Genomic DNA, 15590 nt, shown 5'->3' with positions numbered 1-15590 from the left:
AACATCATGACTAAACATTTTTTAACTGGTTTGGAATTAGACCAAACTAACGTTTTAAACTTATTAAAGCTTGCAAAAAATATTAAAAATCAACCGCAAGAATATAACCAAGCCTTAGCTGGCAAGTCGATTGTCACGTTATTCGAAAAGCCGAGCTTAAGAACGCGGCTATCGTTTGATATCGGTATCCACAAATTAGGCGGCCATGCTGTGTATTTAGATCAGCAAAATGGCGCAATGGGGGCGCGTGAATCCGTAAAAGATTTTGCGCTTAATATTTCGACTTGGGCCGATGGCCTTGTGGCTCGTGTAAATCATCATAGTACGCTTGAGACGCTCGCTGAGTTTTCGTCTGTGCCAGTTGTGAATAGCCTATGTGATTTATATCACCCTTGCCAAGCGTTGGCTGATTTTCTCACCTTATTTGAAACTTACGACGATGTCAGTCAGATCAAAATCGCTTATCTCGGTGAAGGCAACAACGTAACACATTCATTGATGTTGCTTGCGGCAACATTAGGCACTGATTTTGTGGCGGTTTGTCCTAAAGGCCATTCTCCAGATGCACAAATTGTAAAGCAGGCTGAACAAATTGCAGCGGTAAATGGTGCCTCAGTTCTGGTCAGTGATCGGGTAGAAGCGGCGGCTGGCGCCAATGTGCTCTACGCTGATACTTGGGTTTCGATGGGGAATAAAACGCCAATTGAACAGGTGAAAGACACCTTTATGCCATATCAAATCAACCAACAATTGGTTGAAGCGTGTGGCGCACAAACCATTTTGCACTGCCAGCCAGCACACCGTGAGTTTGAAATTACTTCCGAAGTGATGGACGGGCCAAAGTCAAAAATTATTCAACAAGCTGAAAACCGCATGCATGCCCAAAACGCATTGCTGGTATCGCTGTTAAACAAAGATTACGTTTGAGGTTAAAGAACATGAGCAAGATTAAAAAAGTGGTACTGGCTTACTCTGGTGGATTAGACACATCAGCGATTGTGCCATGGTTAAAAGAGAACTACGGTTGTGAAGTTGTCGCCTTTGTTGCCGATGTAGGTCAGGGTGAAGAAGAACTGGTTGGGGTTGAAGAAAAGGCAATCGCATCGGGTGCCTCTGAGTGCTATATCGTCGACTTAAAAGAAGAAATGGTTAGCGACTATATTTATCCAACCCTAAAAACTGGTGCTATCTATGAAGGGACATATTTACTGGGTACTTCAATGGCGCGTCCTATTATCGCCAAAGCACAAGTAGAAATCGCCCGTAAAGTTGGCGCGGATGCACTTTCTCATGGTTGTACAGGCAAGGGGAACGATCAGGTGCGTTTTGAATCTTGCTTCTCAGCGCTTGCGCCTGATCTTAAAGTGATTGCACCATGGCGTGAATGGTCATTGTCAAGTCGTGAATCGCTGCTTGACTATTTGGCCGAGCGTAATATCCCTTGTGCAGCCTCTGCTACTAAAATCTACAGTCGTGATGCCAATGCTTGGCATATTTCTCACGAAGGTGGTGAATTGGAAGACCCATGGAATGAGCCAAGCGATCAGGTTTGGACCATGACTAATTCTCCAGAAGCCGCACCGGATCAGCCTGAATATGTGTCGGTATTAATCGAAAAGGGTGAAATCACCGGTGTTAACGGTGAGCGTTACAGTCCTTATCAGTGTCTAGTTAAGTTAAACGAGATTGCAGCGCCGCACGGTGTTGGTCGTGTGGATATCGTTGAAAACCGTCTCGTCGGCATGAAATCTCGTGGCTGTTATGAAACACCGGGAGGCACTGTGATGATGGCTGCGTTACAAGCGATTGATGAGCTGATCTTAGACAAATCTTGTCGCAAATGGAAAACCGCGCTTAGCGAAGAGTTTGCACACTTAGTTTATGATGGTCGCTGGTTTACCCCACTGAAAGATTCAATTCTAGCTGCTGCAGAGTCATTCGCACAGCAGGCAACTGGCGAGGTGGTACTTAAGCTTTATAAAGGCCACGTACATGCAGTGCAAAAGCAATCAATCAATAGCTTATACAGCGAAGATTTTGCCACATTTGGTGAAGATGACGTATATGACCAATCTCATGCGGAGGGATTCATTCGTCTATTCTCACTATCTAGCCGGATAGCGGCGTTAAACAAGCAAAAGCAGTCTTAAGGTAGGAGAGCGAGATGGCATTATGGGGCGGCCGTTTTTCATCAGGTCCTGATGAGGCATTTAAGCAATTTAATGATTCTCTGCCATTTGATTATCAATTGGCAGAGCAAGATATTGTTGGCTCTATCGCTTGGGCGGGTGCGCTAAAGCAAGTAGAAGTATTAACTGAAAGCGAACATCAGCAGATCATCGCTGCGCTGAAACAGCTTTTGGATGAAGTGATTGCTGATCCGCGTAGTGTAGCAACTGCGGGACATGAGGATATTCATTCTTATGTTGAAGCTAAACTTATCGACAAAGTGGGTGATTTAGGTAAAAAGCTGCACACAGGTCGAAGCCGTAACGACCAAGTAGCCACTGATTTTAGACTGTGGAGTCGTAAAACTGCGCAGCAACTGCTTGTGGCACTGAGTTCACTCAAGCAAGCTTTGGTTACACTTGCAGAGCAGGAGCTTGGTACTATTTTACCAGGCTACACCCATTTACAGCGTGCTCAGCCAGTACTCTTTAGTCATTGGTGTATGGCTTACGTTGAGATGATTGAGCGTGATGAGTCGCGCTTAAATGATGCGCTTGAAAGGTTAAATGTGTGCCCACTTGGCTCAGGTGCACTAGCGGGGACTGCTTATCCTATCGACCGTGAAGTGTTGGCCGTTAACCTTGGCTTTAGAGAGGCCTCTCGTAATAGTTTAGATGCGGTCTCTGATCGTGACTTTGTGGTTGAGCTACTCAGTTGTGCGTCTATTTCAATGATGCATTTATCTCGTTTTGCTGAAGATTTGATCTTTTACAATTCTGGTGAATCTGGATTTATTGATCTGGCCGACAGCGTGACGTCTGGCTCATCCTTGATGCCACAGAAAAAGAACCCTGACGCCTTAGAGCTGATCCGCGGCAAAACGGGCCGAGTTTTTGGTGCCTTTAGCGGCATGATGATGACGCTTAAAGCTTTGCCTTTGGCCTATAACAAAGACATGCAGGAAGACAAAGAAGGCCTATTTGATGCCATGCCAACTTGGCTTGCGTGTATTCATATGGCAGAAGCATGTGTTAAAGGCATTAAGGTTAATGGTGATAAAACGTTAGCGGCGGCAAAAGGTGGTCACGCCAATGCAACTGAGCTTGCGGATTATCTCGTTGCTAAGGGAATTCCGTTTCGGGAAGGCCACCACATCGTCGGTGAATTAGTGCAGTTGGCTATTAGTAAGGGGCAAAACCTCGAAGATCTGAGCTTAGAAGAATTCCAGCAAGTCAGCGCAGTAATTGCAGAGGATGTCTACCCTGTACTCGAAATTGACGCTTGTATTGCCGCTCGTAAAGCATTAGACGGCACCTCATTGCCACAAGTAACTAGTGCTATTAAAACGGCAAAAAAAAAGCAAAAAATCTTAGTACGTGATGCTAATTTAGATGATGTTGAAGCCATTGCTGGGCTGATCCAATACTGGGCTAAAGTAGGTGAGAACCTACCGCGAGCGAAAAGTGACATGATCCATAGTATCAATGAGTTTGCGGTGACTGAGGTCGATGGCAAAGTGACCGGGTGTGCATCTTTGTATATTTACGACACTGGGCTTGCTGAAATTCGCTCTTTGGGTGTAAATCCCGAAAGCGAAATAAAGGGACAAGGGCAACTTTTAGTCGAGCATTTACTGGTGAAAGCCAAAAAATTGGCACTCAATCGTATTATTGTGCTAACTAGAGTGCCTGGCTTCTTTATGAAACAAGGTTTTAACAACTGTACCAAAGATAGCTTGCCTGAAAAAGTGATGAAAGACTGTGAGCTGTGCTTGCGTAAAGATAACTGTGATGAAATTGCGATGGATTTCATTATAAAACAAACATCTAGCTTAAGTATTCCATGTAAATTTGTGGCTTAACACTAAGCTTTTATAAAATCAAAAAGAGCGCTAGTAAGCGCTCTTTCTGTATGTAAATCAACCGATTGAGTTTGTCTCAATGAATATTGGCATACCCTGTGCTTAATTAATCCCGATAATTTTTAGATGACTCACTTTTAGAGTTAAGACTAATTTGTAAATATTGAGGGAAATTTCATGATAAGAACAATCCTAGCGAGAAAAAATCAAGCTAAAACAACTGGTCAAGTAAAGTCGCTTTCTGATAAGGTAATTCAATCTGGAAGTAAACTTGAGATGGTATCTGGCGCACGTGGAAGTGTAATTACTCCACCTGGGTCTAAAGATCCGCACTAATGATTAATGTTAATTTATGATTTTTTTGGTATGAGTATAGGAGCCCTTGTAATATGGGGCTTCTTGATGGCTTCATTACTACATTTATTTTTTTATATACTAAAAGTCCAGAAAAATTTACAGCTACTCTTCGCTTCTATCCTGTTATTTACCTCCTACTTTGTAAGTGATTTTATCATTGTTTCTGATAGCTACAACACAGCTATTCACGGAATATTTGCTTTGTTTGATCTCTTTACTTTGTTAGCTCTTTTTCTTGTCACTTATACTTTTTTTAAAGATGAAAAGCTTGAGGTCGGCGTTTTATATACCATGATAGGTTTGACTGTTAATACTGTTATGTTCTTCTTTATGTATATTGATACATATATTTATGAAAATGTAACGCGCTGGTTATTATGGTATTTGTACTCATATATAGTGATTTCTGTGGACTTTATTATGGTTACTTCTCTATTAGTCAATAAAGATTGGTTAGGTATTAAATGGGCTATAAGTAAGGTGAAAGCTAGGGTAGCTTGAAGTTGTGGTCGATTTTCACTATTTGTTTTACTTGTTTCTTAGTAGTTTGCACTCATGGATTCTACTTTTTGTGGCACTCTTTAACTTTGTTCGAGCGACTAAAAACCCTAAATTTAAGCAGCTCAGTGGCATTTCATTTCTCCTCGCAGGTTCATATTTTCTCACAATACCTACATTTTATTTTTGTGAGTCAAAAGGCTGGTTAACTGGTACAGCGGGGTTCTATGATCTTTCAATTTACTTTATATTTTTATTCTTAGATATTTCTACAATACTTTTGTTAGTAAAGCTATTTAAGTTCCCAGAGTATCGACTGACAAAAGTAGTGAAGTTCTATACGATAGGTTTTTTAACTGTAAACTCACTTCTTTTTGCTTTAATTATACATGAGGATATTATTACTAATCACCGAGTGGATAAAGAGTATCGTGATTGGGTTTACTGGTTATACACTATCGGAATGTATATAACCGATTGGCTTTTAATTGTCGTTTTGCTTATTCCTAAGGACTTTCTTGGATTATACGCCATAATAAAAGAGCGGCGATGGCCGCTCGTTAAAACTGATATTCCACGCTCAACGTAAGTGCTGCGTGGCTTTCGTCTTCTTCCTGGGACTTATCTTGCCATGCTTTTACGCCTATTTTAGCAAGCGCGCCAAACACACCTTGTTGGTAACCGAGTTCCAGCTGGTTTCGTTCAACATCTAGTGTGTCAAATTCAACTCGTTTCAGTTTGGCATAAGCACCAATACCATTTGTGCTGAAGTAATCTAACGCGAAAGTGAGGTTTTTAGCGTCCAATCCCGAGCTTGCTCCAAGCCAGAGGTCGCGCTCACTGTAATTCGCTGAATCCACGGTATTATCTCTTGGGCAAAGCGCGAGCTTTAGCTCGTCTTTACAATCAATGCTTGTATCTGAGTATTCAATAAAGCTTTTAAGACGATAGTCTTTACCACCCCAATAACTTTCAATACCTAGGGTGTACATTGGATTGCTTGGTAATGCACCACTGTCGTTATTGCCTGCAAACTCGCCGTATAAAGCGAGTGGTTGACTAGCTATCCGAGTGGAGTATTTGAAGTCAACGCTGGTGAGGCGCTGCGTTTGCTTTTCGCTTTCAAGGTTTTGTTGTTGATAAACAAAGTCGCTAGATGTTGTACTGAAGCCAAGTTCTAGCCCTTGAATTGGAAAAGCGGCCGCTCTAAACCCCCAAAAATCGCCATCCTTTTTACTGGCTATATTCGGGCGTTGTTTTGCCATAATGGCCGTCACTTGCCAAGGACCAACGAAAGAGAGAAAGCTCGGTCCAATGTAGTTGTTATTGGCACGACTCAAACGAACCGCCTTCATGGGGGCTGCGTTGTTTGAAAGCATCAGCGCATTTTCGTTGCTCGGTCCCCACCAGTAGCTTAGCCGCTCAGCGCTGAGAGACCAATTACCAAACAGCACTGCGAGGTGGCTGCCGTGGTGATTAACATATTTTCCATCTTGGCCTTCATCTGCGTAGTTAATCGCAACTTTAGCGCTAACAGCACCACCTGTAATAACGCCATAAGTACGCAAGCCAGAACGTTCATTTTGACGTTCACCAAAGCCTGTTGAGCGCTCTTCGGCACCGTTAAAATGTGCTTTTACACTGCTGTATCTTTCTCTTTTTGCTTGTTTTAGCGCATGGCGTAAATGTGCCAATGCAAAGCTTGCGGTTTCAGAGAGATTTCCGTCATCAATAGCAGCAAGGTCATTAACAATGCCGCTCCATAGCAGAGGATATTGGTTAACTGGGCGATTTATCACGCCTTCTGCAACCAGTAAATCTATGCTGTGTTTAAGCTCACTTTGCGATACCTCTATCCAAGGTGAAGCGTGCGCATAAGTACCAACCAATACGGCTAGGGATAATAGGCACTTTTTCATCCGTGTAGTTTTTCCTCTAAAGCTTTGGCAACCAGCGGGTGAACAAATTCACTGACATTGCCTTTATGAAGCGCAACTTCTTTTACTAAAGTTGACGAGATAAATGAATTCTTTTCAGATGGCGTTAAAAATACGCTTTCCAAATCAGGATGTAAACGACGATTCATATTGGCCAGCTGGAACTCATAGTCAAAGTCAGACACCGCGCGAATGCCGCGGATCAGCACGTTGGCTTTTTGCTCTTTCGCTAAATCAACGAGTAATCCTGAAAACCCAATCACTTTTACATTTTTATGTGACTTTAAAATTTCTTCAGCCAAAGCAACACGTTGCTCTAGTGAGAAGCAAGGCTGTTTATTTGGGTTATGGGCAATTGCCAAGATCACGGTATCAAACATTTTTGCTGCACGTTTGATTAAGTCTTCATGTCCATTAGTGAGGGGATCAAATGTGCCAGGGTAGAGGGCGATGACTTTCATAAGCGTAACTATGTTGAATTTTTTTGTATGGTAACAAGGTTTTTTTGAAAAAACACTGGTCAGCTTTGTCGGATCTAAGCTTATCTAGAGGTAAAATTAGTGCTATTTTTTCACATGGAGCGCGAAATAGCCTAGTAACACTAGTAATAACGCGACCACGTTATCAACAAAGATAGAGAATCGTAATGAATACCAAGGAAAAAATAATACGTACCAGCATCGCGTTATTTAATTTGCATGGAGAGCGCGCGATTACGACAAACCATATAGCGTCCAGTTTGGGGATTAGCCCTGGCAATTTGTACTATCATTTTAAAAATAAAGAAGACATCATTCGGCAAATATTCGCCCTTTATAGCGAGCATTTAAATACGCATTTTAAGCCTCTGGAGCAGCACAACGAACCGCTTGAGCAGCTAACTCAATATTTAGATTCCTTGTTCGACCTGATGTGGCGTTATCACTTTTTCTACGACAACCTGACAGACATCTTAGCTCGTGATGATGAATTGAAAAAAAACTACATTGCTTTTCAGTCACGCTTACTCGAGCAAGTAAAGGCTGTAGTAATTGGCCTAAGAGATACGGGAGTGATCACCATAGATGATGACGATGCTAAAGAGCTTGCGCATATGTTGAAAATGACCGTTAGCTTCTGGACTCCCTATGTTAAAGCCAGAAGAATGACAGGCGTTCTCGAGCAACAAGATATATACAATGGTATTGTTAAAGTACTGATGATTTTTAAACCTTACGCGACGCCAATGAGCGCACCGAAAGTGGCACAACTTCAGCAGCATTATCAAGCACTAGCAGAGGCGAGCTTACCGAGTATTGCTTAGCCTTAAATAATTAAGCGGGCCTTTTGCCTAGGGGAGCACGTGCAAAAGGCTTTGTAGAGCACAGAGGGAAAAGGTTTGTTTATTTCCTAATCGGCTCTGAGTTTGATATACTCGCGCGCCCGAACTGTCCTCGGTCAGTGTGCGCCACGATAAAGTCCGCTTAGGTCAAATCAGTGCGTCATCGCAACCGATAATCGATCTGTAGTAGAGTGACTTTTATGCTTAAATTTATCGTCAAATTACATCCCGAAATTGCTATTAAGAGCAAATCCGTCCGTAAGCGTTTTACCAAAGTATTAGAGAAAAACATCAAAATGCTGTTGGTTCGCGTTGACGAAAACGTAAAAGTTAAAAATAACTGGGACAATATCTCAGTGACGAGCGAGCTAAGTGACGAGAAAACCCGCCTTGGTCTAATCGACCACCTTAAACGCACGCCAGGTATTGTGCAGTTTATTGAGGTGCAAGAGACACAGTTCGATACGCTTGATGATATCTACCAACAAACGATTGCTTTGGTTGAGCCATTGATCAAGGGCAAAACGTTTTGTGTACGCGTAAAGCGCCAAGGTAAGCATGAGTTTACTTCAAGCGACGTGGAGCGTTATGTTGGTGGTGGTTTAAACCAAAATGTAGAGGGTGCCAGCGTAAGACTGAAAAAACCTGATGTGACGGTTAAAATCGAAGTCAAAGACAATAAAGCCTACATCGTTCGTCACCAGCACTTTGGTCTAGGTGGCTTCCCACTACCAACGCAAGAAGACGTGTTGTCTTTGGTTTCTGGCGGATTCGACTCCGGTGTTGCGACTTATCAAATGATGCGAAAAGGCGCGCGTACGCACTTTTTGTTCTTTAACTTAGGTGGCGCAGCCCACGAAATTGGTGTTAAGCAAGTGAGCCACTACTTGTGGAAACAATTTAGCTCTACCCACAAAGTTAAATTTATTACGATTGACTTTGAGCCAGTTGTCGCTGAAATTCTTGAGAATATCGAAAGCGGACAAATGGGCGTGGTGCTAAAACGCATGATGATGCGTGCAGGTGCTGTGGTCGCAGAGCGTTTGGGGATCCCTGCATTGGTAACTGGTGAGAGTATTGGCCAGGTATCGAGCCAAACCTTGGCTAACCTTAACGTGATTGACCGTGTTACAGAGATGCTGATATTACGACCGCTTATTCAACACGATAAAGAAGAGATCATTCGTATTGCCAGAGCGATTGGCACCAATGAAATGGCAGAAGCAATGCCTGAATATTGTGGTGTGATCTCTCAAAAACCAACGGTAAAAGCACAGCTTCACAAGATATTAGCTGAAGAAGAAAAGTTTGACTTTGATGTATTGAATACAGTTGTAGCGAACGCGACGGTAAAAGATATTCGTGATATTGAAGCTGAAGCAAAAGAAGAAGTGAAAGAAGCGGAATCGGTAAGTGAATTACCAGACAACGCAGTAGTATTAGATATTCGTTCTCCAGAAGAGGAAGATGCCAACCCTCTAGAGCTAGATGGTGCACAAGTGATCCACTTACCTTTCTTTAGACTAGCCACTAAGTTTGGCGACTTACCACAGGACAAAGAATACTACTTGTACTGTTCAAAAGGCGTAATGAGCCAGTTACAAGCACTTATTCTGCATGAAAATGGCTATGCTAACGTCAAGGTGTACCGCCCTTAGAATAAAGCATGTTAACAAGCGTTGGGTGAGACTTTAGGGTTTACCCAACGTACGCTTTTGTGGGTAGGTAGAGGTCGTTTGCTATTGCTCACGCGTCCCAATTTATTTGTTTGCTAGTATTTTGTAGTTACCCTCCATGCGCTCTTCGTTCATTCTTTTGAAATGACGCTCCGACATCATACTTAATCCCTAATTCGCTGTGTAAATAGTTTTGTGGGAGGCGGTTTACCCGCCGAGAAGTTAAGCTTATTGTCGCGCTAGCTGCCAGCGCTTATTCACTTCCTCGAGTAACTGTTGATTAAACGGCACATCGATATTTTGCTTCGCTGCTAGCTCGCAAATATACCCGCACATGGCGTCAATTTCTGTGCGTCGATTATTCGCGAGATCTTGATTCATTGAAGAGCGATTGTTTGCGGTTTGCGCCATTACAGTGTAAGCAAGCGTGACGAGCTCGCCAAGTGCTAAGGTTACGCCTGCACTTGCAGCCACAAGCTGTACTTCATTCATTAAATTAAGGATTTGGGCTGCGTATTTGGGCTGTCTTAACTGACCATTTGCGACTTGCTCCAATGCACTTAATGGGTTGATGGCAATATTAACAGCCAGCTTTTTCCACAGTGTTGGCATGATGTCAAACGTGGTTTTGGCATTTTCAAATGTGCTAAACAGTTGCGAGAATACGCGCAGGTAGTGGTGTTCGGCTGGTGAATTTAACGGCCCAAACCACGTTGCGCCTTGTCCTGTATGGTGCACAGAGTCTGCGACTTTATAGCCTGCGATGGATGTGCTTAAGAAGTAGGCGGATTGTGTTTTTTCAAGCGCAGCTAACTCACCAGACCAATCTACCATGCCATTATGACTAAGGATTAGCGTGCCATTTTTTGAAAGAGCAGGACGAAGCGCTCGGAGTGCTTCGATGACCTGATATGCTTTAACGGGAATGATTAGCGTATCTATACTGCTGGCTGGAAGTTCTGCAAGCGTTTTTGTGCTGCATGGGATGGTTTGTTGAATACTTGCTGTTTGATAGAGATAAGTCGCTGCGCGTTTATTTCGAGTGATCAGCGTAATTTGATGAGATTGACTAAGGTGCTGGGCGAGCAGTAATCCTATCGCCCCTTCACCTAAAATATGTATGTTAGCCATGTTTTCTGTTGCGCCAACTTGCCCAAATATAAAATAGAACAAAATAACTGACCGCACCGGCTAAGTCAGCTAAAAAATCAGCGGTAGATGCTTGGCGGTACGGCAGTGTATGTTGCATCCACTCAATTCCTGCACCATATAAGGACAGTAGCACTATGTGTGTCCATACCTTTACTTTAAAAGCATGGTGAGAGATAAACGCAAGCACAAAAAATACACCAAAATGCGCCACTTTATCGATATTTGGGAACAGCTTTGGAGACAAGCTAATTTCCTTTGCGAATAGCACCGTACATATAATTAATGAGATAATCAAAAGAGCTTTATAAACGCGCCGTGTCACAATACATCCTACTTCTGTATGACTAAGCGAGCAGTATACCATCGAAAACTGTCCATTGGGTGAACATCCTAATACGCTGTTTAAAAACTTAAAGTAACTCAAATTAGGCATAAACTGCTATAATCGAGCCAAAATGACTTTAGGAGAGAAGCATGCCTTCATTTGATATTGTATCTGAAATTGATATGACAGAAGCAAAAAATACCGTAGACAACGCGGTTCGCGAGCTTGATACGCGTTTTGATTTTCGTGGCGTTGATGCGTCAATCGAGCTAAGCGGTGAAATGATTAACCTCAAAGCGGAAGCAGAACAACAAGTTATGCAATTGTTCGATATGCTAGTGGGTAAAGCGGCTAAGCGTGGCCTTGATGTGGCAAGCTTCGAGTTAAAAGACATTGAGCGCTCTGGCAAATACGTATCGCGTAAGGTGGCGTTAAAGCAAGGCATCGACAAAGAGATGGCGAAAAAACTGGTTAAGCTTATTAAAGACTCAAAAGTTAAAGTTCAAGCGTCAATTCAAGGTGATACGGTGCGTGTAACGGGTAAAAAGCGTGATGATTTGCAAGAAACGATGCAACTGGTTCGTACCGGTGAGCTTGGCCAACCATTTCAATTCAAAAACTTCCGCGACTAGGGCCTGTTGACCTTTCAAGTTTGTTTTTGCAGCAGTTTGATTGGTATTTATGCAAGGCAGAGCCTGCGTAGCATAGTTATTCTATGTAAATTAGGCGATAACACAGTAGAAATGCCAATCAAGCGCTGCCCTTTGGGTTCCCCTGAGTGCGCTTTGTTCATTGTTGCTCAACTTTTGCCTAGATTACTAGGCGACAAGTCGAGCGTCGCGATCAAAACACACTCAGGAGAACAAAAATCAAACAGCAAAGGTCAACAGGCCCTAGTTACGCTTTCCTTCATTCCAAAAGTGCATAGATTGCACTTTTGGATTTCTAGACGTCCATTGACAATCATTCCGAAACCCAAGACAATAGCCTCGCATTTTCAAGGTGCTGTACACAACCTAGTGTGGTTGCTAAGTGTATAGATAATCGGGAAACTGGTGCGAACACAAGGGAACATCTAATTGCGTTAATCAATAATAAATTGAGTAAGACAGTTTATTACACGTGATTAGCTTGGATCGGTTCTATGCCAGCGCTGCCCCCGCAACGGTAGAGTGAACTGCCAATCTGCAGATTTACTGAGCCCGGAGACCGGCCTTGAAACAGTCACTTTGTGTTCTTGTACGGTGGGTACAAGTTAGGGGAAACCATGTTAAATAAAACTGCTCTAAGCGCGGCGATAGCGACGGCGCTCTCTTTTTCAGCATTTGCGGATCAAAATGTTGAACATATCACTGTTACTGCCAATAAATTTGAACAATCTCTAGAAAGCGCATTGTCTGCCATTACGGTTATAGGTCGTGCTGATATTGAAAAAAGCAAGGTTCAAGATGTCGTATCGTTACTCGATAATATCGCTGGTATTCAAGCGGTTAGAAACGGTGGCTTTGGCCAAAGCGTGAGTTTATTTCTACGCGGTAATGATGCTAAGCATACGCTAGTGTTAATCGATGGGGTTCGAGTGACGGATGCAAACTCCGGTGACAATTCGCTCACTAATTTACCACTTAATAGCATCGAAAGGATTGAGATCATTCGTGGTGCCAAAGCTGCGATTTATGGTTCAGATGCCATTGCTGGCGTGATTAATATTATTAGTCGCGAAGGGAATAACAATACAATCGCGCTTACGACTGGGAGTAACAATTACTCCAAGACCGAAGCAACGGTAAATTACAAAAAAGACAAGTTTAGTATTGCAGCTAATGCGGGTTACACTCATACCGATGGCTATGATGTGATTGAGAAAGACCCTGAAGCTGCAATCACAAAAAACCATGACCGTGATGGATATTATAACGGTAATGCCGGTTTAAATGTGCAGTATGGTGATGAAGAAAGTGGCATTTTTAGCTTACGTTCACGCGTCGCGATCAAAACACACTCAGGAGAACAAAAATCAAACAGCAAAGGTCAACAGGCCCTAGTTACGCTTTCCTTCATTCCAAAAGTGCATAGATTGCACTTTTGGATTTCTAGACGTCCATTGACAATCATTCCGAAACCCAAGACAATAGCCTCGCATTTTCAAGGTGCTGTACACAACCTAGTGTGGTTGCTAAGTGTATAGATAATCGGGAAACTGGTGCGAACACAAGGGAACATCTAATTGCGTTAATCAATAATAAATTGAGTAAGACAGTTTATTACACGTGATTAGCTTGGATCGGTTCTATGCCAGCGCTGCCCCCGCAACGGTAGAGTGAACTGCCAATCTGCAGATTTACTGAGCCCGGAGACCGGCCTTGAAACAGTCACTTTGTGTTCTTGTACGGTGGGTACAAGTTAGGGGAAACCATGTTAAATAAAACTGCTCTAAGCGCGGCGATAGCGACGGCGCTCTCTTTTTCAGCATTTGCGGATCAAAATGTTGAACATATCACTGTTACTGCCAATAAATTTGAACAATCTCTAGAAAGCGCATTGTCTGCCATTACGGTTATAGGTCGTGCTGATATTGAAAAAAGCAAGGTTCAAGATGTCGTATCGTTACTCGATAATATCGCTGGTATTCAAGCGGTTAGAAACGGTGGCTTTGGCCAAAGCGTGAGTTTATTTCTACGCGGTAATGATGCTAAGCATACGCTAGTGTTAATCGATGGGGTTCGAGTGACGGATGCAAACTCCGGTGACAATTCGCTCACTAATTTACCACTTAATAGCATCGAAAGGATTGAGATCATTCGTGGTGCCAAAGCTGCGATTTATGGTTCAGATGCCATTGCTGGCGTGATTAATATTATTAGTCGCGAAGGGAATAACAATACAATCGCGCTTACGACTGGGAGTAACAATTACTCCAAGACCGAAGCAACGGTAAATTACAAAAAAGACAAGTTTAGTATTGCAGCTAATGCGGGTTACACTCATACCGATGGCTATGATGTGATTGAGAAAGACCCTGAAGCTGCAATCACAAAAAACCATGACCGTGATGGATATTATAACGGTAATGCCGGTTTAAATGTGCAGTATGGTGATGAAGAAAGTGGCATTTTTAGCTTACGTTCACAGTACAGTGAAGGTGAGGGGGAGTATGACTCTTTTGGTAGTGATGCTTACCGTTTCCATAACTACACCAATAAGTTGGCGTGGAAAAGACGTACTGACAAGTTTAGTCAAAGTGCGTCATACAGCTTAGGTAAGGAACAAAACGTTCAAATCGGTAATAGTGCTGACGATAACGCTTATGTCACCAAACGCAGCCAATTTGAATATCAGTCGCAATATAGTTTAACCGAAGCTTTGATCTTCACGGGTAACTTTACCTTTCTAAATGAAGATGTTGGTGATTCTACCGCCTCTTTTTCAGAGCCTGAGCGTGATAACTTATCTTTAGCACTAGGTGGGTTTTACAACGATGAAAATTGGCTGGCAGAGGTTGTACTGAGAACGGATGATTATGATTTTCATGGTCATGCAAACACCTACACGGTTGCTGTAGGCAAGCAACTCATGGATGGCCTGAGTGTTAAGTTGAATCATGGTACTGCCTTTAGAGCACCTTCTTTATCACAGGCGTTTGTGATTGATAGTCCTTACTATCTGCCTAACCCAAATATTAAGCCGGAAGAAGCCACTAATAACGAAATTATTGTCACATGGAGCGGCAAGAACTTCCGTGTGGAAGCTGCGGTATACGATAACCGTATTACCGATAAAATCGTTTATCAGCAAAATGATAAATGGAAATACATCCCTTACAATGTTCAGCGCGCTGACTTTGAAGGTGCTGATCTTTCTGTTGAAATTGAAGACAACTTTGGTATCGAGCATACGGTAAATGCGAGCTATGTGAGTGCTAAAGACGCTGATACTGACAAGCAATTACAGCGCAGAGCGAGACGCACCTTAACTTATTCAGTCAGTAAAGAGTGGGAAAATGTCGACGCAACACTGACCTTAGTCCATAGAGGTAATCGCGACGATAAAGTATGGGGAGCTGAAGGTGCATATACAGTGACTTTACCGTCATATACGCTGTTTAATTTAGCTGCTAACTATACGTTTTTCAATGGATTCAAGTTAAATGGCCGAATTGAAAACCTAACCGATAAGCGTTATTTCAATGCCACAGCGGGCGAAGCAAAAGATGGCTCTTTACTGGGCTATAAGCCACTAGGTAGACAAGCCTACGTTGGTGTGAGCTACAGCTTCTAATGCGTTAACTGTTTTT

At 42.8% G+C, this 15590-nt stretch carries 14 protein-coding genes, 1 pseudogene and 2 riboswitches; of the genes and pseudogenes, 11 read left to right on the top strand and 4 right to left on the bottom strand.

The window, feature by feature from the left end; all coding sequences use genetic code 11:
- Positions 1-6: 6 nt before the first annotated feature.
- The 6 genes from PPIS_RS12555 (at position 7) to PPIS_RS12535 (ending at position 5474) form a co-directional block, all read left to right on the top strand.
- Entirely contained in the window at positions 7-927 is a 921-nt protein-coding gene (locus PPIS_RS12555; protein WP_010374249.1) for an ornithine carbamoyltransferase, read from the top strand.
- Positions 928-938: 11 nt separating this feature from the next.
- A complete protein-coding gene (locus PPIS_RS12550) occupies positions 939-2150 on the top strand; it encodes an argininosuccinate synthase (RefSeq protein WP_010374248.1) in 1212 nt (403 codons plus the stop codon).
- Positions 2151-2164: 14 nt separating this feature from the next.
- Positions 2165-4030, top strand: a complete 1866-nt coding sequence (argH, locus tag PPIS_RS12545; protein WP_010374247.1) for an argininosuccinate lyase — start codon at positions 2165-2167, stop codon at positions 4028-4030.
- A gap of 177 nt (positions 4031-4207) precedes the next feature.
- Positions 4208-4366: a hypothetical protein gene (locus PPIS_RS25135; RefSeq protein WP_017218423.1), complete on the top strand. Its 159-nt coding sequence runs from the start codon at positions 4208-4210 to the stop codon at positions 4364-4366.
- A gap of 6 nt (positions 4367-4372) precedes the next feature.
- Positions 4373-4888, top strand: coding sequence for a hypothetical protein (locus tag PPIS_RS12540; protein WP_010374246.1), 516 nt, complete (start codon positions 4373-4375; stop codon positions 4886-4888).
- Positions 4889-4958: 70 nt separating this feature from the next.
- Positions 4959-5474: a hypothetical protein gene (locus PPIS_RS12535; RefSeq protein ID WP_010374245.1), complete on the top strand. Its 516-nt coding sequence runs from the start codon at positions 4959-4961 to the stop codon at positions 5472-5474.
- Here PPIS_RS12535 and PPIS_RS12530 read toward each other — a convergent pair.
- Positions 5446-6804, bottom strand: coding sequence for a capsule assembly Wzi family protein (locus PPIS_RS12530; RefSeq protein ID WP_010374243.1), 1359 nt, complete (start codon positions 6802-6804; stop codon positions 5446-5448). The genes PPIS_RS12535 and PPIS_RS12530 overlap by 29 nt on opposite strands.
- Positions 6801-7283 (bottom strand): pantetheine-phosphate adenylyltransferase, encoded by a 483-nt coding sequence (gene coaD, locus PPIS_RS12525; RefSeq protein ID WP_010374242.1) that lies wholly within the window; start codon positions 7281-7283, stop codon positions 6801-6803. The genes PPIS_RS12530 and coaD overlap by 4 nt, the downstream gene beginning before the upstream one ends.
- Positions 7284-7468: 185 nt before the next feature.
- On the opposite strand from coaD, the gene PPIS_RS12520 reads away from it, so the two are divergent.
- Together PPIS_RS12520 and thiI are read left to right on the top strand one after the other, a co-directional pair.
- Positions 7469-8125 carry a TetR/AcrR family transcriptional regulator gene (locus PPIS_RS12520; RefSeq protein ID WP_010374241.1) on the top strand — a complete coding sequence of 219 codons (657 nt, stop codon included), beginning with the start codon at positions 7469-7471 and terminating at the stop codon, positions 8123-8125.
- Between the two features lie 218 nt (positions 8126-8343).
- The gene (gene thiI / locus PPIS_RS12515) at positions 8344-9801 is read left to right on the top strand and encodes a tRNA uracil 4-sulfurtransferase ThiI (RefSeq protein ID WP_010374240.1); all 1458 of its coding nucleotides are present in this window, start codon (positions 8344-8346) and stop codon (positions 9799-9801) included.
- 246 nt (positions 9802-10047) lie between these two features.
- Here thiI and PPIS_RS12510 read toward each other — a convergent pair whose 3' ends face one another.
- Both PPIS_RS12510 and PPIS_RS12505 read right to left on the bottom strand, forming a co-directional pair.
- Positions 10048-10950 carry a ketopantoate reductase family protein gene (locus tag PPIS_RS12510; RefSeq protein WP_010374239.1) on the bottom strand — a complete coding sequence of 301 codons (903 nt, stop codon included), beginning with the start codon at positions 10948-10950 and terminating at the stop codon, positions 10048-10050.
- Complete coding sequence (locus tag PPIS_RS12505; protein ID WP_010374238.1) at positions 10943-11215, bottom strand: VanZ family protein; 273 nt, start codon at positions 11213-11215, stop codon at positions 10943-10945. Before PPIS_RS12505 ends, PPIS_RS12510 begins: the two co-directional genes overlap by 8 nt.
- A 230-nt stretch (positions 11216-11445) precedes the next feature.
- Here PPIS_RS12505 and PPIS_RS12500 point away from each other — a divergent pair, with 230 nt between their 5' ends.
- From PPIS_RS12500 to PPIS_RS12490, 3 genes and pseudogenes are all read left to right on the top strand, one after another.
- Positions 11446-11928 (top strand): YajQ family cyclic di-GMP-binding protein, encoded by a 483-nt coding sequence (locus tag PPIS_RS12500; protein WP_010374237.1) that lies wholly within the window; start codon positions 11446-11448, stop codon positions 11926-11928.
- Between the two features lie 351 nt (positions 11929-12279).
- Positions 12280-12528, top strand: a riboswitch (cobalamin riboswitch).
- 35 nt (positions 12529-12563) lie between these two features.
- Positions 12564-12986 (top strand): annotated as a pseudogene (locus tag PPIS_RS25380) (TonB-dependent receptor plug domain-containing protein); the annotation flags it as partial.
- Positions 12987-13427: 441 nt separating this feature from the next.
- A riboswitch (cobalamin riboswitch) is annotated at positions 13428-13676 on the top strand.
- Positions 13677-13711: 35 nt separating this feature from the next.
- Positions 13712-15574, top strand: a complete 1863-nt coding sequence (locus PPIS_RS12490; protein ID WP_010374235.1) for a TonB-dependent receptor domain-containing protein — start codon at positions 13712-13714, stop codon at positions 15572-15574.
- The last annotated feature ends 16 nt before the right edge of the window (positions 15575-15590 follow it).

This window comes from Pseudoalteromonas piscicida, from assembly GCF_000238315.3.
In the GTDB taxonomy this organism is placed as follows: domain Bacteria; phylum Pseudomonadota; class Gammaproteobacteria; order Enterobacterales; family Alteromonadaceae; genus Pseudoalteromonas; species Pseudoalteromonas piscicida.
Note: the sequence above shows the minus strand (reverse complement) of the source record. Positions and strands in the feature narration are given on the sequence as shown.